Origin of the sequence: Acinetobacter portensis, assembly GCF_009372215.1 — a bacterium.
GTDB classification, from domain to species: Bacteria; Pseudomonadota; Gammaproteobacteria; order Pseudomonadales; family Moraxellaceae; genus Acinetobacter; species Acinetobacter portensis.
The window spans coordinates 21,741-44,882 of record NZ_LWRV01000049.1 but is presented as its reverse complement, the minus strand read 5'-3'; the positions used below and the strand labels follow the sequence as shown (position 1 = coordinate 44,882).

The window sequence follows — 23,142 nt, the reverse complement described above, 5'->3', positions numbered from 1 at the left end:
ATCAATCTAAAAATTAAGCTTGAATCAATTGTGTCAGCTCATCAACATAAGCTTGTATCGGTTTCGGGTTTTTATCTTTACGGCTTTCAATATTTAAACGTAAAAGGGGTTCGGTATTTGAAGCACGAACATTTAAACGCCAAGCACCAAAATCTAAACTTACGCCATCAGTCTTATCAATAGATGGATTTTGATCTGCAAAGTGATCGAAAATCTTTTGAATAGTCACTTGAGTATCTGTAACTTTAAAGTTGATTTCACCTGAACAAGGGAATTTTTCAATCATTTCTTCAACAAGAGAAGATAGTGGCTTTTGAGTTTCAGATAAAACAGAAGCTGCGAGTAACCAAGGGATCATACCGCTATCGCAGTAAGCGAAGTCACGGAAATAATGATGAGCACTCATTTCTCCGCCATACACTGCATTGTGTTCACGCATTTTTTCTTTAATAAATGAATGCCCCGATTTTGATTGAATCGCTTCACCTTTATATTGCTCAACAACATCAAAAGTATTCCAAACAAGGCGAGGGTCATGCACAATTTTTTCGCCTGATTGTTTCAATAAAAATGCTTGAGCCAATAAGCCGACAATATAATAGCCTTCAATGAATTGACCTTTTTCATCGAATAAGAAGCAGCGATCAAAGTCACCATCCCAAGCAATCCCCATATCCGCTTTATGTGCAAGTACTACATCACGAGTGCTATCGCGGTTTTCAACTAAAATTGGGTTAGGAATACCATTTGGGAAAGTGCCATCAGCTTCGTGGTGAATTTTAATAAATTCAACAGGAATATTAAGTGCTTTGAATTTATCTTCAATGGCATCAATAACATGACCTGCTGCGCCATTGCCTGCATTCACAACCAACTTTAATGGGCTGATTTTTGCAGGGGCAATGTACGTCATCAGATGTTCGATGAATTCGGGCAAAATATTATATTTTTTAGATGTGCCTTTTTCAGCAACATCTTTAAATTCGCCCGATTCTGCAAGAAGTTGGATTTCTTTTAAACCAGTATCGGCACTAATTGGACGTGCATTATCACGCACCAATTTCATACCGTTATAATCCATTGGATTGTGACTTGCGGTGATTTCAATACCACCTTGTACATCTAAATGGAAAGCACCGAAATAGACTTCTTCTGTGCCTGTCATACCTAAATCTAAAACATCAACACCAGCATCATTTAAGCCTTTAATGGTTGCTTGTTTTAAATCTTCACTTGTTAAGCGGACATCGCAACCAACCACAACCGTTTTGGGGTGATAGATTTGACCATAAGCACGACCAATTTTATAGGCGATTTCTTCATTGAGTTCTGTGCCAAGCTTGCCACGAATATCATAGGCTTTAAAGCAAGTAAGTTTAGTCATTTTCATTTCCAAGTGATGTGAAAAAAGGCTGGAATTTCCAGCCTTTTGATTCAATGATTATTCTACAGTGACAGACTTCGCTAAGTTACGTGGCTGATCGACATCTGTACCACGCAATACAGCAACATGATAAGACAGCAATTGAACAGGAACACTATAAACAATAGGCGCAAGAATGGCATTTACGCTTGGTACATAAACCACATGCTGACGATCTTTAGCTTTAATACCGCTATTTTCATCGGCAAAGACGAACAGTTCACCGCCACGTGCTTGAACTTCTTCCATATTCGATTTGAGTTTGTCGAGCATGTCATCTTGAGGTGCAAGAATAACAACAGGCATGTCGTTATCTACAAGTGCAAGTGGACCATGTTTAAGTTCACCTGCTGCATAACCTTCAGCATGAATATATGAAATTTCTTTGAGTTTTAAAGCACCTTCCAGCGCAATAGGGAAGTGCGTACCACGACCTAAGAATAGGCAATGTTGCTTCTCAACAAAGAGTTCAGATAAGCGTAAAATTTCTTTATCATTTTGCAATGTATCTAAAATAACTTTTGGTGTATGCCAAAGCTCAGCCACAATTTCAGCAATTTGAGTATCAGAAATGGTTTGTTTAATTTGACCAATTTTCAACACTAAAAGCATTAAAGCCGCAAGCTGAGTAGTAAATGCTTTGGTTGATGCAACACCAATTTCAGGGCCTGCAAGCGTCAATAAACTATGATTTGTTTCACGAACCATTGAAGATGTTGCGACGTTGCAAATCGTCATCGTTGTGATGTTTAAGCTTTTTGCAGCTGCACGTTTTTGCGTATCACGAAGTGCTGCTAAAGTATCGGCAGTTTCACCTGATTGAGAGATACATACATAAAGCGTATTGTTTACAATCACAGGTGAGCGATAGCGGAATTCACTTGCAATTTCAACTTGGCAAGGTAGATCAATCAGTTGCTCGAACCAATATTTTGCAATCATGCCTGCATGGTAGCTTGTACCACATGCAATAATTTGAACTTGTTGAATATTGGCAAAATCTTGAATAGCAGAAGCTAAGAAATCTTCACGTAGTGCATTGCCATTTAAAGCTTGAGAAATCGTTTGTTTAATGGCTTCAGGTTGCTCATAAATTTCTTTGAGCATGTAATGCTTATATTCGCCTTTAGATGCATTACTTACGGTCGCATCAAGCTCTTTTACAGGGCGATCAATCAATTGACCATCTATAAAAACTTCAATGCTATTACGGGTTAAACGTGCAATATCACCTTCTTCAAGGTAAATAAAACGGTTGGTAATTGGAAGAAGCGCCAATTGATCCGAACTAATAAAGTTCTCACCAATACCCACACCAATCACAAGCGGAGAACCTTCACGAACCGTAATTAACTCATCAGGATGATCTGTATGAACGATACCAAGCGCATAAGCACCTTTAAGTTGAGGTACAACTTGGCGTGTTGCTTCTAATAAACTTGGTGTTGTTTTGAGTGCATCATTGATTAAATGAGCAACAACTTCAGTATCTGTTTGTGACGTAAATACATAACCTAAAGCTTCTAAATCATCTTTAAGTTCTTGGTAATTTTCGATAATACCGTTATGGACAACTGCAACATTGCCTGAAATATGAGGATGGGCATTTTCTTCAGTTGGTTTACCATGGGTTGCCCAACGTGTGTGTGCAATACCAAGTGAACCCGATACTTGTGATGCTAAAACGGCTTGTTCAAGATTTGCCACTTTACCAACACGACGTTCACGTAGAACTTGCCCTTGATTAATTAAAGCTAAACCTGCTGAATCGTAGCCACGGTATTCTAAGCGCTTTAAACCTTCAATGAGGATATTACTAATATTACGTTCTGCAACGCCACCGACAATACCACACATAGTGAATTCCTCTTATTTCTTAATTTTTTGTGGACGTTGATAATTTTCTTTCGCAAATTGCTTAGAACGTTCTACCGCCAAGCTATTTTCTGCAACATCACGGGTGATGGTAGAGCCTGCGCCAATAGTTGCACCATTGCCAATGTGAACAGGGGCAACAAGCGAGCTGTTTGAGCCGATAAAGGCATGATCACCAATAATAGTTTTAAACTTATTTGCACCATCATAGTTACAAGTAATTGTACCTGCGCCAATGTTTGAACCTGCGCCAACTTCGGCATCGCCAAGGTATGTAAAGTGATTTGCTTTAGAGCCTAAGCCAATACTTGAATTTTTCACTTCAACGAAGTTACCAATATGAACTTCGGCAGCAAGTTTTGCGCCTGGACGTAAACGTGCAAATGGACCAATTTGTGCATCTTCGCCGACAACAGCATTATCGAACACGCTATAAGGCTGAACTTTTGTACCTGCAGCAATTTTTGTGTTTTTAATCACACAGCCTGCACCAATTTCTACATTGTTGCCAAGCTCGCAGTCACCTTCAATAATCACATTAATATCAATGCGAACATCTTGACCTACAGTCAGTGAACCACGTAAGTCAAAGCGTGAAGGGTCAATTAGATGAACACCTTGTTGCATGAGTTTTTTTGCTTGGAATGTTTGGAATTCACGTTCTAAAGCAGCAAGTTGAACACGATCATTTACGCCTTCAACTTCAAATGGCATTTGTGGTTCAACAGAAGAAACTTCTAAACCATCGGAAATGGCCATCGCAACGATATCAGTCAGGTAATATTCGCCTTGCGCATTGTTGTTGCTTAGTTTTGGCAACCATTCATGTAATTTGGCATTGCTTACACAGTAAATACCTGTGTTAATTTCTTTAATTTGACGTTGCAGATCATTGGCATCTTTATGCTCAACAATAGCTTGAATTTTATTATTTTCACGTACGATACGACCATAACCACTCGCATCGGCAAGAGTCAGTGTTACAAGCCCAATACCTGTTTCACGTGAAACAGTAAGAAGGTTTTCAAGTGTTTCTTGAGTAATACAAGGTACATCGCCTGAAAGAATGAGGGAAACACCATCTTTTGGTAGTACAGGTAAAGTCACTTTAACTGCATGACCTGTACCGAGTTGTTCCGTTTGCTCAACCCATTGCACATTTTCTTGAGCAAAAGCCTGTTGAACTAAGTCGCCACCATGACCATAAATAGTAATGATATTTTTCGCATCTAATTTTTTTGCAGTTTCAATGACATGACCAAGTAAAGGGCGTCCTGCGAGTGGCTGCAATACTTTAGGCAAGCTCGAACGCATTCGAGTTCCTTTACCTGCAGCAAGAATAATCACAGAAGTTGACATAATACACCTTGAAAATTTGGCTTAAGCCATTGAAATATAGAGGTACACAAGAATACAAATTGCAGCCCATAGACCAGCAATAATATCGTCGAACATTATACCGAAACCACCACCCACTTGGCGATCAATAACACGTATGGGCCATGGTTTCCAAATATCAAATAAGCGGAAAAGTGCGAAACCAATTAATACCCATAACCAACTCATTTGTCCAAAATAAATAAGCGGTAAAAATGTAATCGATTGTCCTGCAAATTCATCCCAAACAATACGACCATCATCATGAACATTCATGACTTTTGCTGTTTGTCCGCAAATATAGATACCAATTAAAGACATCACTAGCATGGCTAAAATGGAGTTAAAAAAACCAATTGCAAGCCAAATAGGAACAAATAACAAAGCAAAAGCAGATCCGAAAGTCCCTGGTGCTTTTGGAGCTAAGCCTGAGCCAAAACCTACGCCACAGAAGACGATAATACGGTTTGCCCAACTCATTTCTTTGAAGTTGATTGCAGGTTTATGCAAAATGTTGATATCCATTAAATTTTAGTAGTTGGTTTTGACCATTTTGAACAAAGTGTAATTCTTTATTTTCTGTAATTTGTCCAATTGTACTGATGTTTATATCTAATTGTTGTTGCAGAAGTTTAGCATGATTCTGTGGGCTGATTGTAAAGCACAATTCATAATCATCACCACCTGCAAGTGCATATTGCCATTGTTGTTCTAAAGGCAATTCGTTTAATGCGCTATCAATAGGCAATTGATTTAGTTCAATTTTAGCCCCAACATTAGATGCTTTTAAGATGTGTCCAAGATCTTGAGCAAGACCATCTGAAACATCAATCATACTATTTGCTAAACCTTTAAGATTTTGTCCTAAGGCACAGCGTGGTGTTGGGTAATCTAAACGTTTTTTAAGTGGATGATCGCGATGATTTAAGCCAAAAGCAGCATCGCCAACTTGACCACTCACACAAATATAGTCACCCACTTGCGCGCCAGAACGCAGAACACCCTGACCGATATCAACCCAGCCAAGTGCTGTAACTGAAATTGTTAAATGAGGACTTTGAGTGGTATCACCACCAATTAAACTCACGCCAAATTGATCGCAACAATCGTATAAACCCTGACTAAAAGCTTTTAGCCAGTCATGATCAATTTGGGGTAGGCTCAATGCGAGTAAGATGCTGTGTGGTTTTGCACCCATTGCAGCAATATCGGATAAGTTTACTGCGACAGATTTCCAACCAATAGCATGTGGATCTGTATCTAGAGGGAAATGTCTTCTTGCAACGAGGGTATCGGCACAAATGACCAACTGTTGCTGGGGAGGAGGGGTGAGCAAGGCTGAGTCATCACCCACACCTAAATCGACAGACGAAGAAGCCTTTCGATTAAAATAAGTGTCAATGATGGAAAACTCAGCCATACAACAAAACTACTTCAAATTAATTAGAAGATTGTTGCTTTTCTGCTGCACGTAAAGTAGTTGCTAAACGGTCTAATACACCATTGATGTATTTATGACTGTCTGCACCACCAAAGTGTTTAGCAAGCTCAATTGCTTCATCTAAAAGAACACGATATGGAATTTCAAGATGTTCTTTCAATTCATATGCGCCAAGACGAAGGGTCGCACGCTCAACGCCATCTAATGCGTTAAGTTCACGATCCAATACTGGAATTAAGAGCGCATCCAATGCTTCATGATTGGCAACCACTTGAGTTAACAATTCATGATAATAGCTAAGATCCACTTTGTGCATTGCATTTTCAACACGTGTACGTGCTTCAATTTCATGCACTGGATTGTGGCTCATTTGCCATTCATAAATTCCTTGTACAGCAAAGCGACGTGCTTTACGTTTTGCTGCATAAGTAGCTTGAAGTGTTTGCGACATAGCGTTAAATAGCCTTTAACAAGTTAACCATTTCAATCGCAGTAAGGGCAGCTTCGCCACCTTTATTACCTGCTTTTGTACCAGAGCGTTCAATCGCTTGTTCAATACTATCCGTAGTGAGTACACCATTAATTACTGGTAAGCCTGTGTCTAGACCAACAACGCCTAAACCTTTGGCACATTCACCAGCAACAAAATCGAAGTGAGGCGTGCTACCACGAATCACTGCGCCTAATGCAATGATTGCATCGAAACCATTTGAAGCTGCAAGTTTTTTTGCAACTACAGGAAGTTCCCAAGCACCAGGGGCATGAACAACAGTGATATTATCCTCTGATACGCCATGACGTTTCAATGTATCAATTGCACCTTCTAACAGATGTTCTACAACAAAACTGTTAAAACGACCAACTAAAATCGCGTAACGACCTTCGCTAGCGAGATGTAACATACCTTCAATACGGCGAATAGCCATAACAACCTCGATTATTTTTTAAGATGTTTGTTGTGCAGTGATGTATTCCACCACTTCTAAATTAAAACCTGATAATGCATTAAAACGTAAAGGTGAGCTTAAAAGCTTCATTTTTTCTACACCTAAATCACGTAAAATTTGTGCACCAACACCAATCGTTTGATATTGCTGTGAAAGTGCAGAATTCGATTTTACATTTTTAGGTGTAGTTAAAGCATCAAGAGCAGGACCTAAGTCTTGTAAATGACGTTGACCAATCCAAACTAAAACACCACGATCGCTCTTCGAAATTTCTTTTAAAGCACGGTCTAGGTTCCAAGCAGGTTCACCATCTTGCTTATTAATTTTGAGCAAGTCACGTGCAGGGTTGAAACCATGAACACGAACGGTTGTTACACCTTCTTTGGGTTCACCTTTTACTAAAGCTAGATGAATATCTGGATTACCTAGTTCGCGGTAACGGAATAATTCAAAAGTGCCATATTCAGTATCAAGTGTTTGTTGGTCGATACGTTCTACCGTTTGCTCGTTGGTCATACGGTAATGAATAAGATCGGCAATTGTACCAATTTTTAAACCATGTTTCTCTGCAAAAACTTCAAGATCTGGACGACGCGCCATCGTGCCATCTTCATTAATGATTTCACAAATAACAGATGCTGGTTCTAAACCCGCTAAACGTGATAAATCACATCCTGCTTCCGTATGACCTGCACGGTGTAAAACACCACCAGGTTGTGCCATTAATGGGAAGATGTGACCTGGTTGAACAATGTCAGCAGGTTTTGCATGTGCAGCAACAGCTGTTTGAATTGTATGTGCACGCTCTGCAGGCGAAATTCCTGTTGAAATACCTTGCGCAGCTTCAATTGAAAGCGTGAAGTTTGTACCGTGTTGAGCACCATTTGCATCGACCATTAGTGGTAAATTTAACTGTTGGCAACGCTCTTTACTTAATGTTAGACATACTAAACCGCGTGCATGTGTAATCATGAAGTTGATATCTTCTGGACGAACGTGTGTAGCAGCAATGACTAAATCACCTTCATTTTCACGATCTTCGTCATCCATTAGGATAACCATTTTTCCTGCACGGATGTCTGCTACAAGCTCTTCAACTGTATTGAGCGGCATCAACCTTCACCTTTTTGTTAGTCATTAACGACATTTAATTCATTAAATGGTTGCATAGTTTAACGCTTTTTAACGTGTTTTGCCTATGCTTCTGGTTTTTACTTACTGGTTCATTGTTATACACAGTATAGAAAACATAGGGAAGAAGACTTAGTTTGAAAAAAGGATGATTGTGAGGAAAGTTTAGGCACTTGAATAATATTATTAAAAAATTAAAAGGAATAGCTACTACTAATTATAAGTTATTGCAAGTTTGTTTTTATTCTAATTGTGACTTATTTATTGAAATTTCATTTAAATGTGATCTATTTTTTGATTGGAAATCAAAAAACAACAAATAGTAAACAATTTCTAACATCATTTTTAAGTCTATATAATTAATGTGTAATCCAATCATGAAAGCCCGTGTTCGAATGTAATTGTTTAGAAGATTTTTTGATTGAAATATAACTTATATATCGTCGAAAAATTATGAACAATTCACAAGAAATTATAAATATGCAGAAGTTGCCAAGGTTAAAGCCTAGATCTAGTACACGCGTAATGAGTGCATCTATCCGTGCTTTATTTTTGCGCGAATTACAAACAAGATTTGGTCAATATCGCTTGGGATACTTATGGGTTTTTCTGGAGCCACTATTCACAATAGGGGTGATGGTATTTTTGTTTGGTGCAATCATGCAAAGAATTTTACCAGGCATAGATTACGTTGTTTTTTTGATTAATGGGATTATTCCATTTTTCATGTTTAGAACGGGTGTTACTCAAGCAATGAGTGCTGTTCGTTCTAACCAAGGACTTTTTAGTTATAAGCCTGTTAGGCCAATAGATGCAATGTTGGCACGAAATATTTTAGAACTACTTCTTAAATTTATTGCGTATATTTCATTTAGTTTTAGCTTTCTTTGGTTTGGGTACGACATCAATTTTAGTGAGATTCCTGAGCTTCTCGCTTATTGGGTCATCTTATTTGTTTTTATGGTTGCATTTAGTCTGATCTTTATGGTTTTGACTGATTTTTCAAAAGAAATACCCCAACCTTGGCAAGAGTCACCGACATAAAATACACTAAATAACATAATTGGTATTTTAATAAACTCTATATATAACAGTTATATAGAGTTTTTATTTTGTGTGGTGTAATTTAAGGTAGGGTGGGGTACTTTGATTTTTGGTCACTAATTTATTGTGATAATCAACAATAATAACCAACATACATATGCTTAATCTAAAGGTGTTTTACTGACTGGTATAATTTTATAATGAGAGGGGTGTTGCCTGGGGCTACGGTTTCTGTTTTGCCTTTTGGCGTAAGACGTACAAATATAAGCTTTCTACTTTTTCACGTGCCCATGGTGTGGTACGCAAGAATCGCAATGATGATTTAACACTTGGGTCTATGCAAAAACATCTAATTTCAATTTTACGACTTAAACCTTCAAAGCCACCGTAGTAATCCAATAATTCATCCAAAATGTCAGCAAGTTTTTTGCCGTGTAAAGGGTCATTGGAGGTGTTCATAATAGATCAATCGTATTTTGGGTGGCCATTATTATAACCTGGGCTAGTTGGAAAACTAGAGAGTTGGAATGTAAGTAATGATGGACTGAATAGCCACCAAAATTCTGGAGCACACCCAGCCATCGGGTGATGCATCATATATATGACTTGGTAATCCCATTCTATGGTAATAAATAAATCATTGCCGAGTAATTAAAATGATGACCATCTCCAATGACCCTTGGCACTTTCCACGTACCGAACTGGCGAAACAAATTTTAGGCATGTTTGAGACTGGACTAGCTAGTTCTCTGACTTTTTTTGCCCCACGCCGGATGGGAAAAACTGAATTTTTACGAAAAGATATTACGCCCCTAGCAGAACAGCTTGGATGGCGCGTTTTTTATTTCAGTTTTTTAGATGCAGGCCTGCATAGTGAAGGGCAGTTTGTAAAAGCTCTTGATGAGTTTTCAAAACAAAATGGCTTAATGGGGAAAGCCACACATTGGATTAAAAATATTGGTTCTTTAAGTACAGAGGTGGCAGAGGTAAAAGCTGAAGTGACACTTCTACAAGGACAAGTGAATTCCAGTATTTTGTCTAGCATTACTAAACTGGCTCAGCAGGGGAAACCTATTTTACTGTTACTTGATGAGATTCAGGCTTTAGCTAGTTCAAAATATAAAACCACGATTGCCAGTTTACGTACCGCTTTAGATATGCATAAAGAAACAATAAAGGTGATTTTTACTGGTTCAAGTCGAGAAGGCCTGAGACAAATGTTTTCTGTGAGTAGTGCTCCATTTTTTCATTATGGACAGAATTTACCTTTTCTAAATCTAACAAAAGCATTTACAGATTATCTGGCAGATGTATTTAATCAGACAACAGGACGTAGTTTGAATAAAGAAATTTTATGGCACGCTTTTTTAGATATGAAGCAAAGTCCTCAACTAGCAAGATCATTAGTGGAGCGTTTAGCCTTAAACCCAATGCTGGCTATAGATTTTGCCAAGGAACAGCTTATAGCCGATACAATGGGGCATCGTGACTTTTCGGGATTATGGGGAGAGTTTAAGTTATTAGAACAGCTAATTTTAAAAGCCATAGCGGAATCACAAGTTGAACTTTATAGTAGTCAATTTAGACAACATCTGGCTGATTCCATTGGTGTAGATAACATTGCGGTATCAAGTATTCAATCGGCCCTACGTTCTTTATCAAAAAAACAAATTATTTTTAAACCAGAAAATGGTACTTATGAAATCGAGGATGCTCTTTTTAAAGAAATGGATTATGGATGAAGCATAATTTTGAAAACTCACTTGGATAAAAATAATACTTTACTACTATAATAAGTATATAATAGGCAAAACTGCCCATACTTTACTATTTAAATAGAATTATGAATGATTTTTGCTCTGTCCAAATATTTCTGAATAATCAATGGATCGATTGTGCCACTATTGAAGTAATAGGTGAAAAAGCTAAAGGTTGGAAAGCTAGCTGCGGAACATATTATTCAATGGATTATGCAATTGAACATATGGGGTTACGAGATGGTCATGCTGTTTCAAACCATTATCCGATTAATTTAGAAAGCAATATTGAGCCTACGTGGCCAGCTTTTCTAATTGATCTATTACCTCAAGGATATGGTCGAAAAGAACTATTAAAAAAACTTGGTCGCCCTGAGTATGAAGAAGAGTCGGCAGATTGGTCATTGCTTAAAGTAGGAGCGAGCAACCCTATTGGTAACTTAAGAATAAAAGAAGCTCATGAATGGCTTTTAACTCAACAGTCAGATCAGTTAGTACAAGGATTTTCAATACAGGAAATTATCGAACGTAGTGAAGAGTTTCTTGAGTCATTATCATCTTTTGGACTATTTATCTCTGGATCATCGGGTGTTCAAGGTGAGTGGCCAAAACTATTACTCACACAAGGTCATGATGAGTTATTTTATCTTGATCATACGTTACCTGATGAAATGGCTAAACAGCACTGGTTGGTTAAATTTAGCCGAGGAACGGATCAACGTCTAAACAAAATTTTGAATCAAGAACCCTTATATATGCAAATAGCAGCATATTTAGGATTGCGAGTGTTTAGACCTCTAGAATTACATGGAAGAACTTTATTTATTCCACGTTTTGATCGGCAAGTGGTTGATAACCGTGTTGAAAGAATAGCCCAAGAAAGTTTAGCTTCTTTTAGTGGAAAAGCGGGCTTCGGAGTAAAAATGTCTCATAACGAAGTCTGCAAAATTATCATGAATTATTGTACGGATCCAGAAACAGAAATTCTTGAATATGTAAAAAGAGATTTAGCCAATATCGCTTTAGGAAATAAAGATAATCATACCCGTAATACGGCATTTCAAAGGCTTAACAATGGCGATATTCAATTAACGCCTTTATTTGATTTTGCCCCTATGTGGCTACATCCTGATGGAATCGCGAGATCTACTCGATGGGAAAAAGACGATAACAATTGGGCTTCAATTGCTCATCAAATTGTAGAATGCAGTTCTTTAACCATAGAACAAATAAAATCTGTATTTTCTGAACAATTACCTTTGTATCAAGGGCTTTTAACCCATATGAAATCTATCGGGATAGATGATGAAATTCTAGAAAATTGTGCATATCGCATTGAAGGTATTTGCGCACAATTAAAGGAGATTTGTTATGGATAAACGTTTTATTCCACTCTCTCAAATAGAGCAAATTAGAAAAAGACAATATGTCTTAGAAATGATTCAGCTTAATCCAGACTGGCCGATATATGTCATTGCAAAATTCATTAGAACAGAGCTGCATCTGACATTACATGAAATGTCCAAGATCACTAAAATTTCGCTTCAAACTTTACAGAAGCTCGAGCGATCAGATGCAAATCCAACCTTAGAAACAATGCTAAAACTTTTAACCCCATTTGGTTTAAAATTAACTGTCGTGAAGAAATGAGAACTTTCTATCAGGATATTTTCGACCTCAATGATCTGTTTAACTTCTCTGATTTGATTGTCTTTACTCACAATATTCCTATTGAGTGAGTCGAATCTGTGCTCAGGTTGAGCAGTTCGGCTACTGTTCTGAAATGACAGCGTTGTCCGTTATAATTGTATAAACATTTTTAGTGTCTGGTAATCATGTCCTCATTGATCAATTTTCTATCTCGCTTTAGTACCGCAACTATTCAGCGCAGTCTGAGCTATGCTAAACACATTGATAGGGAAACGATTGAGTTCTTTGAGGAAAGCGGCGATGTCACGATGTATGCTCAAATTGAGGGTACAGACTATTACGATACCGCCATTACCTATAATCCTAAAAAGGACCGTTTAATCGATGACGATTGTACTTGTCCCGTTAGATATAACTGTAAACATGCTGCTGCTTTAGCACGGTTATTCTTTCAAGAATATCGCCAAGAATTTCAGCAGCGTTCTGCTGAATCTCAATCACCACGGTCAATAGCAAAACGCCAACAGGGATATGATCAGGCGCAACGCTGGTTGCATGACTTTAAACGGCAGTTAGAACAGACGGACCCCGAGCACCTTCCCAAACAAACACTTATTTAATTTACCTGTTAAATCAGTCTGTCAGCTCAAAAAAATTGACCCTTGTTGTGCAGAAGGCCAGACGCAATAAAAATGGCTCGATTGCCGGTGAAAGTGATTATACGCAATATGAAAATATAACCAGAAAGCATCTGACTTTACCTGAACAAAAACGACAATTATTTAATCAGGTTTATTATTACGCCAAAATAAACTGAACCGTACCGGGTTTGTCGGAGACCAAACTTTCTGAGATGAGACGCATTGCTTCTCAAGACGTAGCGAAGCGTAGTGATCCGATGAAAAAAGTAAAATATACCCCCTGAAATCAGATAGAGCGGTTCAATTAGAACTAAACCCAACTATCGCAACACTGAGCTCTGGGGAATCTCGTCGTTTCTTAATTGCGTCGTAATGATGATTATCAAGATAAAATCAAAATATACAGATTTTTGTGTAAATCCTGAGTAGAATTCGACTTTTATTTTTTCTCCAGTAAAAAAGGCATGGCTTCTCACTATGTTGCTTTGCAAGGACGTTTTATGCTCGCGCTAGATATACAACATGTTCGAATGAAACAACACGCCACTGATAAGGCACAAGCGTTGCAATGTCTAGTCGATATCTTAGTCGAAGACCAATTGGTTACCCCTGATTATATTTATGGCTTGACCGCGCGCGAACAACAAAGTGCAACATATTTAGGGCAAGGAATTGCCATTCCGCATGGGACGCCTCAGTCTCGCCAATGTATTTTAAAAACTGGTATTCGTCTGGCGCACTTTCCTGAAGGAGTTGTTTGGGACGGTGAAAATAAAATTTATTTAGCAGTAGTGATTGCTGCGAAATCAGATGAGCATTTGCAAGTCTTACAAATTTTGACGCGGGCTTTAATTAATGATGTCGCTGATCAAGTGAAACAGGCTCAATCCGCAGAGCAAATTATTGCATTATTACAAGCCCAACCCGCATCTTTGGCATTGCATGAAAATTTAATCGCCACCCAAGTTCCCGCACTTGATGTAGAAGATTTAATTTGGCAGGCAACACAGCTGCTGAAAAAGCAAAAAATGGTGGAGTGTGGTTTTCTGTCGGGTTTAAAGCTAAACAGCATGATTCATTTAGGGGAGGGGGTCTGGTCGATCACTTCTAACCAGCATGTTTTGAGCCCAGCTGTAAGTTTGGTAAAAGCGGAACAGGTTTTAAGCCATCAGCAGGAAATGCTCAAGACTTTGGTGTGTATTGCCAGTAATGAGCAACTGGATATGCAACGGTTTCAACGGTTAATGGATATTTTGTTTGATACTGAACAAGTTCTTACCCTCAACCAAGAGCAAGATAGTCACCAGTTGGCGCAGTTAATTGGTGCTGAACTGATTCCTGATTGGCCATCTCGTCGTATTGTCTTAGCTAATGCTCATGGTCTACATGCGCGTCCTGCGACACATTTGGTCAATATGACCAAGAAATTTGCAGGGGATATTCTCATTGCTGTAGATGATGGGGCATACGTTTCGGCAAAAAGTTTAACCAAATTATTAGCCATGGGATGCCGTCGTGGTCAAACTCTGACTTTTATTGCACAACCTGATACCGATGCTGTAGCAGGCTTAGAACAGATTATTGATGCAGTTCAACAGGGCTTAGGAGAAGATGTTGAACCTGTTGATCTTGTATCTCATCAGCACAGCAGTAGTGACCCAGTCGTAAATACTTTGGAATTAATGCCTTTTGAATCACATGGCGATACGGGTAGCTGCGGTATTGCGGCATCAACTGGCCTTGCTTTTGGTCCTGCTCATGTGGTGAAGCCACGTGAATTTAGTTATGAACGTCGCGGACAGAGTTTTAAAGCTGAGAATGAAAAGCTTGAAATTGCGCTTCATCAGGTGAAAAATAGCTTACGTCAATTCATTGCACATACTGAATCTACTGCCATTAAGCAGATATTCATGGCACATTTGGAAATGCTGGATGATCCAGACCTCCTCCAAAGTGTACAACGCGGTTTAAAACAGGGGTTGTCTGCTGCTGCAGCTTGGCATGATCATATTGAAGTGGCTGCTACCGCACAGGCTGCACTTAGCGATCGTTTACTGGCAGAGCGTGCGGCTGATTTAAGGGATATTGGTGAGCGTGTTTTGGCTGCTTTGTGCGGTGTGGCCGATGTCACAGAACCCGAGCAACCTTATATTTTAATTATGCATGATGTTGGTCCGAGTGATGTAGCGCGTCTGAATAAAGATCGTGTTGCAGGCATTTTGACCGCGGTTGGTGGAGCGAGTGCTCATAGTGCTATTGTGGCACGTGCTTTGGCTATTCCAGCAGTCGTAGGTGCGGGTGTAGCTGTTTTAAATATTGAGAACCATGCCACAGTGCTAATTAATGGGGATACTGGTGAGTATGTGGTCTCACCCGAGCAAAGTCAGATTGATCATGCCATTGCAGAGCGCCAACGCCAGCGTGAGTTACGAGAACAAGCGGAACAGCATTGTTTAGAACCTGCCATCACACTGGATCAACATCAAGTTGAAATCGCAGCCAATATTGGCAAAGTGGGCGCTACGATACAGGCTGTGGCCGATGGGGCAGAAGCAATTGGTTTGCTACGCACAGAATTGGTCTTTATGTCACACAGCAGTGCGCCTGATGAGGCTACACAGGAAGCCGATTATCGGGTGGTGTTAGATGCTTTGGCGGGTCGTCCATTGGTGGTACGTACACTTGATGTGGGCGGGGACAAACCTTTGCCGTATTTGCCTATTGAAAAGGAAGAAAATCCATTCTTGGGCTTACGTGGTATTCGTCTGACTTTACGTAAGCCAGAGTTGTTACGTCAGCAATTGGTTGCTTTACTTAAAGCAGCGGATAATCGCCCATTAAGAATTATGTTTCCGATGATTGGGCGGGTTGAAGAATGGCGAGCAGCAAAAGCAATTTTGGATGAGGTTCGCATACAGCATCCATGTGAAAACTTACAAGTCGGTATTATGATTGAGGTTCCTGCGGCAGCATTGTTGGCTCCAATCCTTGCTCAAGAAGTTGATTTTTTTAGTATTGGAACCAATGACTTGACTCAATATACTCTGGCGATTGACCGTGGTCATCCGCTGTTGTCTGCTGAAGCTGATGGCTTACATCCGAGTATTTTGCTATTGATTGATCAAACTGTTCGGGCAGCACATCAGCATGGTAAATGGGTGGGCATTTGTGGTGAATTGGCTGCTGATCCCAAAGCTGTGCCTGTATTGATAGGCTTGGGCGTGGATGAGTTGAGTATGTCGAGTACCAGTATTCCATTGGTGAAGGCGCAAATTCGTGGTTTGAACTATATAAATTGCCAACAGGTCGCACAGCAAGCCTTAAGTTGTGACAGTGCGTCTGCCGTACGTGCATTGGTGGAGTAATTACGAATGGCTAAGATATTAAGCATTACTCTGAATCCTGCAATTGACCTCACCGTGCAATTGGATCAACTAAAAGTTGGCGAGGTCAATCGTCAGTTAACGGCCCAAAGCCATGCAGCAGGTAAAGGCTTAAACGTGGCACAGGTCCTTAAGGATTTGGGACATGAACTGATTGTGAGTGGCTTTTTGGGGCAAGAAAACCGTCAAATTTTTGACAATCATATCCAGCAAGAGCAATTTGATAACCAATTTATTTATGTTGCAGGTGAAACACGACAAAACATTAAAGTTGCAGAAGCTTCTGGTCAGATGACTGACATCAATGGCAAGGGCTTTTTTGTAGATAGCTCAGCAAAAAAACAACTATATGAACGTTTATCTCAACTGATTTTAGAGGTTGATGTGATTGTGATTGCTGGCAGTTTGCCACAAGGGTTTTCTGCAGAAGAGCTTTCGACACTGATTCTATGGTTACAGTCTGCGGGTAAAAAAGTCGCAGTAGATACCAGTGGTGTTGCGTTGAAAGCAGCAATTGCTGCCCATCCTTGGTTGATTAAGCCTAATACAGATGAGTTGACGGAAACTTACCATTTGCCAGCAGAAACGTTTGCAGAACAGCAGCATCTTTTTGCCAGTTTAAATAGTCAGATCGAACATATTGTAGTCTCGATGGGTGAAAACGGGGTGAACTGGCTTCACCGCACGCACCCCCTACATGCTACTGCACCGAAGGTCACCGTCCAAAGTACGGTGGGTGCGGGAGATTCCTTGCTGGCAGGTATGATTCATGGCTTGTTGAGTTCAACTTCCCCAGAAAAAACATTGAAAACAGCAACCGCAATTGCGAGCAATGCTGTGACCCAAATTGGGTTTGCCCTTCCAGACTTTGCTGTTATTGAAGATTTGAAATTGCAAATCTCAGTCCAATCATTGAGTTAATACGATGCAAGAGATAAAACATATTTTATTTGTGCCACATAGTCCCGAGCAGCCGATTAATGCAGTGATTTTGTCCAAAAAACTGTCCAAAGCAGCGACAGCACTTGGTATTTCCAATCATGTGGCGACATCAGTCGAGCATCTCGATTTATCAAATGTTATTGATACTGTTGTTTTTGTAGGACAGAAGTCGGCAGAAGCGGATCAACTGCGTGACAAGGTTGTGAAAGTCATTGGTTTGAATAACGCACAACACGATGCGATCATGCTTTTGCAACAAGTTCTTGAGCATTCAGATGCTTTAGATGAAACTATTGCAGCCAATGAAGGGGTTACACGGTTTGTCGCCATTACAGCATGTCCAACTGGTGTTGCGCATACGTTTATGGCGGCCGAAGCCTTACAACAAGGTGCAGTAAAGCACGGGTATCAGATTGATGTTGAAACCCAAGGATCGGTTGGGGCTAAAAATGTTTTATCGGTAGAAAGTATTGCCAAAGCAGATGTCGTGATCTTAGCAACGGATATTGAGGTCAATACAGATCGCTTTGTAGGCAAACGTGTATACCGCTGTAGTACAGGATTTGCCCTTAAGCAAACGGATAAGACTTTTGCAAATGCAATTGCTGAAGCCAAAGTGCTTGAAACGGGTAAGCAAACAGCCACTAAGACTGAAAATGAAAACAAAGAAAAAACTGGAATTTATAAACACCTTTTAACAGGGGTGTCTTTCATGCTGCCGATGGTTGTGGCGGGCGGTTTGATCATTGCCATCTCGTTTATGTTTGGCCTCAATCCTGTTGAAGGAAGCTTTGCCGCATCCTTAAAGCAAATAGGTGCTGCAGCATTTACTCTTATGGTACCTATGCTGGCAGGTTACATTGCTTATTCTATTGCGGATCGTCCGGGTTTAACTCCAGGTTTGATTGGCGGTTTACTTGCTACACAATTAGAGGCAGGCTTTCTCGGTGGATTAGTTGCAGGTTTTATTGCAGGTTATATTGCGTTATTTTTATCGAAACAGCTTAAACTCCCAAGTAGCCTAGAAGCATTAAAACCAATTTTGATTATTCCACTATTGGCCAGTTTAGCTGTTGGTTTAATCATGATTTATGTGGTTGGACAGCCTGTTGCACAATTGTTTGAATTACTCACATACTTCCTTGCCAATATGGGGACGACCAATGCCATGATCATGGGGGTTATCCTTGGGAGTATGATGTGTATTGATGTTGGGGGACCAATAAATAAAGCGGCTTATGCCTTTACGGTGGGCTTACTTACGTCACAAACATACGGACCGATGGCGATTACCATGGCTGCGGGTATGGTACCACCGTTGGGTATGGCAATTGCAACTTTTCTGGCAAAGCATAAATTTGCCAAACCTGAGCAAGATGCAGGGAAGGCTGCTGTAGTTCTGGGCCTATGTTTCATTTCGGAAGGGGCTATTCCGTTTGCTGCTAAAGACCCGATTCGAGTGCTTCCATGCGCGATCGCAGGTGGTGCTGTAACTGGGGCTTTGGTTGCATTATTTAAATGTGAACTAGTCACTCCTCATGGCGGTGTAATGGTACTGATCATTCCGAATGCGATGAATTATCCATTAAAATATTTATTGGCGATTGCGATTGGAAGTGTGGTGACTGGTGTAGCTTATGCCGTGATAAAACAACGGTTAGAATAAGCCCTCTATAGAGGCTTTGTGAAAGCTATTTAGTGCAATAAATGAATATTATGCTCAATCCTATTTTGGATCAGTTGGAGTCTCTGCTTGAATTTGTCCAGGTAATAGGTCATGAGCGATATTGCTGAATCGGATTGCAACCTTACAAATCGAGCCAATAATTTCATCGACTTCTTGGACACAAAGTTCCGCTTCCTGAGTACCAAGTTTCACAAGAGCTTGTCGAGGAATATTCAATGCCTCACCCATGATATCCATTTGATGTGCAGGAAAGTTCTAAACCTTTACTGATCGCTTCTGCACTGTATTCAAAGGCGATTAATGGCCGACCTGTGATTGCGGTTGAGGAGACCAATGTACCCCAAAGCCAATATTCACCCCATCCATTGTAGTAAACATTAAGTTTTTGAGCATGGATTTATTTCCTTTTAATACATTGGCGAGCAATACTGTTCTGAAATGACAGCTTTGTCCGTTATAATTGTATAAACATTTTTGGTTTCTGGTAATTATGTCCTCATTGATCAATTTTCTATCTCGCTTTAGTACTGCAACTCTTCAGCGCAGTCTGAGCTATGCTAAACACATTGATAGGGAAACAATTGAGTTTTTTGAGGAAAATGAAGATGTCACGATGTATGCTCAAATTGAAGGGACAGATTATTACGATACCGCGATTACCTATAATCTTAAAAAAGACCGTTTAATTGATGACGACTGCACTTGTCCGGTTGGATATAACTGTAAACATGCTGCTGCTTTAGCGCGGTTATTCTTTCAGGAATATCGCCAGGAATTTCAGCAGCGTTATGCTGACTCTCAATCCCCGCAGGGAATCGCAAAACGCCTACGGGGGGATGATCAGGCACAGCGCTGGTTGAATGATTTTAAACGGTATTTACAACAGACTGAACCAGAGCAATCTGTCAAAACAAACAATTATTTAATTTACCTGCTAGATCAGTCTGTCAGCTTAAAGAAATTGACAGTTGATGTTCAGAAGGCCAGACGCAATAAAAACGGCTCAATTGCGGGGGAAAGTTATTATACCCAATATGAAAATATCACCAGAAAGCATCTGACTTTACCTGAACAAAAACGACAATTATTTAACCAGATTTATTATTATGCCAAAATAAACAGTGACGAACGATTTTATCAAAGCAATCTTGATATCTCCGGAATTTTATTGGAGCATTTCAAATCTTTTATTCAAAGTGGCGATGTGTACTGGCAAAAAAAGAGCCATACTGCACTTCAATGGTCAGAACAAGGCTATCACATCGAACTGATCTGGCAACAAGGTGTAAACAAACAGACAGAGCATTTAAACATTGAATTGGTCAATGGTGATATTCGACTCGATTTGAAATCAAATCCACATATTCAGATTCTCGCGAGTCATCCACCATGTTATGTGGATATTCAACAGAACACGGTGGGCCAGTTATATGGTGAATATACGGCAAATCTTCTGTACCATTTTTTACAGATGCCTGATCTTCCATCTATGCTCTTGCCAGAGTTTGAGAAACTGACTCATCAATATTCAGACGTGAAAAATCTGCCTCAGCCCGAGTCTATTCAGCATATTGATGTCCTTGAGGGTAGTCCCCAGCCAATTTTACGCTTCGGTGTTTTAGATAAATTTGATTGGAAATGGGAAGAGTCTGTTTGTGCTGAAATTGAATTCTCCTATGCAGGCGGAAGAATAAAAGCAGGTACATCAGGCGACAGTTTTATTGGTGAGCAGCATGACAAAATGGTACGACAGCTTCGGGACTTAGTTCAGGAACAACAGTCAATCCAACGTTTACAGCTATTGGTCGAATCACTGAAGTGGGTGAAAGATCTTAGTTATGACCATCAATTAAAACTGAATAAACAACGTCTTGATTCTATGGTTTTTGCTTTCTATGGAGATTGGATCAAACAGCTGATGCCCATCAATCAAATTGAGTTGATGGGCTGGCAGATAGAGCATCTGAATAACAGCCCCTTTAATCTGCAATATGTTGAAAATTTAAATATTTCTATCACTGAATCTGAAGGTCAGCAGGACTGGTTCAATATCGGGGCGACGGTTCAAGACAGTGCAGGCAATTCTTATAATTTGCTTGATGCGCTCGTAGCTTTGGTGCGAGTAAATCCTGATTTACTTGATCCGCGGACTTTTATTCATCTGCATGACAGTCAAATTTTCACCGTGAAAACTGCAGTTGATCAACCTGATTTGGCTCTATCCGCTAGGGATATTAAGCCGGTATTGTTGCATCTGCAGAGCATTTTACAGCAAGAAGAGCGCAGTATTGATCGCTATGATGCGAGTCAATTATTAGAATTGCAGCATAATCTTGGGATGACATGGCAGGTCAGTGATCGCCTGCAGCAATTTGTACAGAAATTCAAACAAGGCTACCAGCAACAACTGCCGACACCACAAGGTTTTCAGGGGGAGTTGCGTCCATACCAGCAGCAGGGCTTAGGCTGGTTACAGTTTTTAAGGGAAACCCAGCATGGCGGGATTCTGGCAGATGATATGGGCTTAGGGAAAACAGCACAAACTTTAGCCCATTTACTCATGGAAAAGCAGGCTGGATATTTGCAGGACAGTCCCGCCTTAATTGTTGCACCCACATCGCTGATGCATAACTGGTTCAAAGAAGCGGAGAAATTTACCCCTGAGCTCAAGGTATTGCTGCTACAGGGGCCCGATCGCCATCAGTATTTTGAGCAGATTCCGCACTATGATATTGTGTTAACCACCTATCCGCTTCTGGCGAGAGATGAAGAGCAACTAAAGCAATATGAATATCATCAACTCATTTTGGATGAGGCGCAAAATATCAAAAATCCGCGTGCCAAAGCTGCACAGGTAGTACGGCAATTAAAAGCGCGACATCGTCTATGTCTAACCGGTACACCTATGGAAAATCATTTGGGTGAGCTGTGGGCACTATTTTATTTCCTGATGCCAGGATTTTTATATTCACAAGAAATTTTTAATAAAAAGTACCGTCATCCGATTGAAAAACGCGGTGATCAGCAGTTAAGGCAAAAGTTGGTCAACCGGATTAAGCCCTTCATTTTACGTCGCTTGAAAACTGACGTAGCCAAAGAGTTGCCAGAAAAAACCACGATTGAAGTCAATATTGATATGAATGACCAGCAATCCAAGTTATATGAGGCTGTTCGTGCCACGATGCAGGAAAATATTCAGAAAATTGTGGCAGAAAAAGGCTTTAAACGTAGTCAAATTCAAATTTTAGATGCCTTACTGAAGCTACGTCAGGTGTGCTGCCATCCTAGCTTACTAAAGCTGGATTCAGTGAAAACCGGGCAGGCACACTCTGCCAAACTTGAACAGTTGATGGATATGGTCGTTCCAATGGTGGAGGAGGGGCGAAAAATTCTGATCTTCTCTCAGTTTACCTCAATGTTGGAACTGATTGAGCAACAGCTCCATCACGCAGAAATTGGCTATGTGAAGCTGACTGGAAAGACCAAAAAGCGAGATGAAGTCATTACAGCATTTCAGTCTGGACAAGTGCCAGTATTTTTAATCAGTCTGAAAGCAGGAGGGGTCGGTCTGAATCTAACTGCCGCAGATACGGTCATTCACTATGATCCATGGTGGAACCCTGCTGCTGAAGATCAAGCTTCAGATCGTGCATGGCGGATTGGACAGGACAAGCCAGTATTTGTGTATAAGCTGATTACCAATAAAAGCATAGAAGAAAAAATTCTTGCCTTACAGCAAAATAAAGCAGAACTGGCACAGTCTATTCTAAGTACCGATCATGAGGGCGAAGCGAAACTGACGGAAAATGACGTGATGAACTTGTTTGAGAAATTTTAGTTTGGT

General features: G+C 40.1%; 16 protein-coding genes and 3 pseudogenes. 9 read left to right on the top strand and 10 right to left on the bottom strand.

What is annotated here, in order from left to right:
• Window positions 1–13: 13 nt before the first annotated feature.
• The 8 genes from A6M14_RS05275 to ribBA are packed head-to-tail and all read right to left on the bottom strand — an operon-like array spanning window position 14 to window position 8,176.
• A complete protein-coding gene (locus A6M14_RS05275) occupies window positions 14–1,384 on the bottom strand; it encodes a phosphohexomutase domain-containing protein (protein ID WP_152873958.1) in 1,371 nt (456 codons plus the stop codon).
• 57 nt (window positions 1,385–1,441) lie between these two features.
• Window positions 1,442–3,280 (bottom strand): glutamine--fructose-6-phosphate transaminase (isomerizing), encoded by a 1,839-nt coding sequence (gene glmS / locus A6M14_RS05270; RefSeq protein WP_152873957.1) that lies wholly within the window; start codon window positions 3,278–3,280, stop codon window positions 1,442–1,444.
• Between the two features lie 12 nt (window positions 3,281–3,292).
• Window positions 3,293–4,657, bottom strand: a complete 1,365-nt coding sequence (gene glmU, locus A6M14_RS05265; protein ID WP_152873956.1) for a bifunctional UDP-N-acetylglucosamine diphosphorylase/glucosamine-1-phosphate N-acetyltransferase GlmU — start codon at window positions 4,655–4,657, stop codon at window positions 3,293–3,295.
• A gap of 21 nt (window positions 4,658–4,678) precedes the next feature.
• Window positions 4,679–5,200 (bottom strand): phosphatidylglycerophosphatase A family protein, encoded by a 522-nt coding sequence (locus A6M14_RS05260; protein WP_152873955.1) that lies wholly within the window; start codon window positions 5,198–5,200, stop codon window positions 4,679–4,681.
• Window positions 5,178–6,095 carry a thiamine-phosphate kinase gene (gene thiL / locus A6M14_RS05255; RefSeq protein ID WP_152873954.1) on the bottom strand — a complete coding sequence of 306 codons (918 nt, stop codon included), beginning with the start codon at window positions 6,093–6,095 and terminating at the stop codon, window positions 5,178–5,180. Before thiL ends, A6M14_RS05260 begins: the two co-directional genes overlap by 23 nt.
• A gap of 19 nt (window positions 6,096–6,114) precedes the next feature.
• Entirely contained in the window at window positions 6,115–6,567 is a 453-nt protein-coding gene (nusB, locus tag A6M14_RS05250; RefSeq protein ID WP_152873953.1) for a transcription antitermination factor NusB, read from the bottom strand.
• Window positions 6,568–6,571: 4 nt separating this feature from the next.
• Entirely contained in the window at window positions 6,572–7,042 is a 471-nt protein-coding gene (gene ribH, locus A6M14_RS05245) for a 6,7-dimethyl-8-ribityllumazine synthase (protein ID WP_152873952.1), read from the bottom strand.
• 18 nt (window positions 7,043–7,060) lie between these two features.
• On the bottom strand, window positions 7,061–8,176 hold the full coding sequence (gene ribBA, locus A6M14_RS05240) for a bifunctional 3,4-dihydroxy-2-butanone-4-phosphate synthase/GTP cyclohydrolase II (protein ID WP_152873951.1): 1,116 nt from the start codon (window positions 8,174–8,176) through the stop codon (window positions 7,061–7,063).
• A 471-nt stretch (window positions 8,177–8,647) separates the two neighbouring features.
• Here ribBA and A6M14_RS05235 point away from each other — a divergent pair, with 471 nt between their 5' ends.
• Entirely contained in the window at window positions 8,648–9,238 is a 591-nt protein-coding gene (locus A6M14_RS05235) for an ABC transporter permease (protein WP_241678043.1), read from the top strand.
• 222 nt (window positions 9,239–9,460) lie between these two features.
• Here A6M14_RS05235 and A6M14_RS05230 read toward each other — a convergent pair whose 3' ends face one another.
• On the bottom strand, window positions 9,461–9,697 hold the full coding sequence (locus tag A6M14_RS05230) for a VF530 family protein (RefSeq protein WP_002058193.1): 237 nt from the start codon (window positions 9,695–9,697) through the stop codon (window positions 9,461–9,463).
• A 197-nt stretch (window positions 9,698–9,894) separates the two neighbouring features.
• Between A6M14_RS05230 and A6M14_RS05225 the strand changes: the two are divergent.
• The 7 genes and pseudogenes from A6M14_RS05225 (at window position 9,895) to A6M14_RS05195 (ending at window position 19,277) form a co-directional block, all read left to right on the top strand.
• Window positions 9,895–10,987, top strand: a pseudogene (locus A6M14_RS05225) (ATP-binding protein).
• A 94-nt stretch (window positions 10,988–11,081) separates the two neighbouring features.
• Window positions 11,082–12,374, top strand: coding sequence for a type II toxin-antitoxin system HipA family toxin (locus A6M14_RS05220; protein ID WP_152873950.1), 1,293 nt, complete (start codon window positions 11,082–11,084; stop codon window positions 12,372–12,374).
• Complete coding sequence (locus tag A6M14_RS05215) at window positions 12,367–12,645, top strand: helix-turn-helix domain-containing protein (RefSeq protein WP_152873949.1); 279 nt, start codon at window positions 12,367–12,369, stop codon at window positions 12,643–12,645. Before A6M14_RS05220 ends, A6M14_RS05215 begins: the two co-directional genes overlap by 8 nt.
• A 185-nt stretch (window positions 12,646–12,830) precedes the next feature.
• Window positions 12,831–13,459: pseudogene (locus tag A6M14_RS05210) on the top strand (SWIM zinc finger family protein); the annotation flags it as partial.
• Window positions 13,460–13,786: 327 nt separating this feature from the next.
• The gene (gene ptsP, locus A6M14_RS05205) at window positions 13,787–16,651 is read left to right on the top strand and encodes a phosphoenolpyruvate--protein phosphotransferase (protein WP_152873980.1); all 2,865 of its coding nucleotides are present in this window, start codon (window positions 13,787–13,789) and stop codon (window positions 16,649–16,651) included.
• Between the two features lie 6 nt (window positions 16,652–16,657).
• On the top strand, window positions 16,658–17,590 hold the full coding sequence (gene pfkB / locus A6M14_RS05200; RefSeq protein ID WP_152873948.1) for a 1-phosphofructokinase: 933 nt from the start codon (window positions 16,658–16,660) through the stop codon (window positions 17,588–17,590).
• 4 nt (window positions 17,591–17,594) lie between these two features.
• Window positions 17,595–19,277 carry a fructose-specific PTS transporter subunit EIIC gene (locus tag A6M14_RS05195; RefSeq protein ID WP_152873947.1) on the top strand — a complete coding sequence of 561 codons (1,683 nt, stop codon included), beginning with the start codon at window positions 17,595–17,597 and terminating at the stop codon, window positions 19,275–19,277.
• Window positions 19,278–19,306: 29 nt separating this feature from the next.
• On the opposite strand, the pseudogene A6M14_RS05190 reads toward A6M14_RS05195, so the two are convergent.
• Window positions 19,307–19,541: pseudogene (locus A6M14_RS05190) on the bottom strand (hypothetical protein); the annotation flags it as partial.
• Between the two features lie 247 nt (window positions 19,542–19,788).
• On the opposite strand from A6M14_RS05190, the gene A6M14_RS05180 reads away from it, so the two are divergent.
• Window positions 19,789–23,136 carry a DEAD/DEAH box helicase gene (locus A6M14_RS05180; RefSeq protein ID WP_152873946.1) on the top strand — a complete coding sequence of 1,116 codons (3,348 nt, stop codon included), beginning with the start codon at window positions 19,789–19,791 and terminating at the stop codon, window positions 23,134–23,136.
• The last annotated feature ends 6 nt before the right edge of the window (window positions 23,137–23,142 follow it).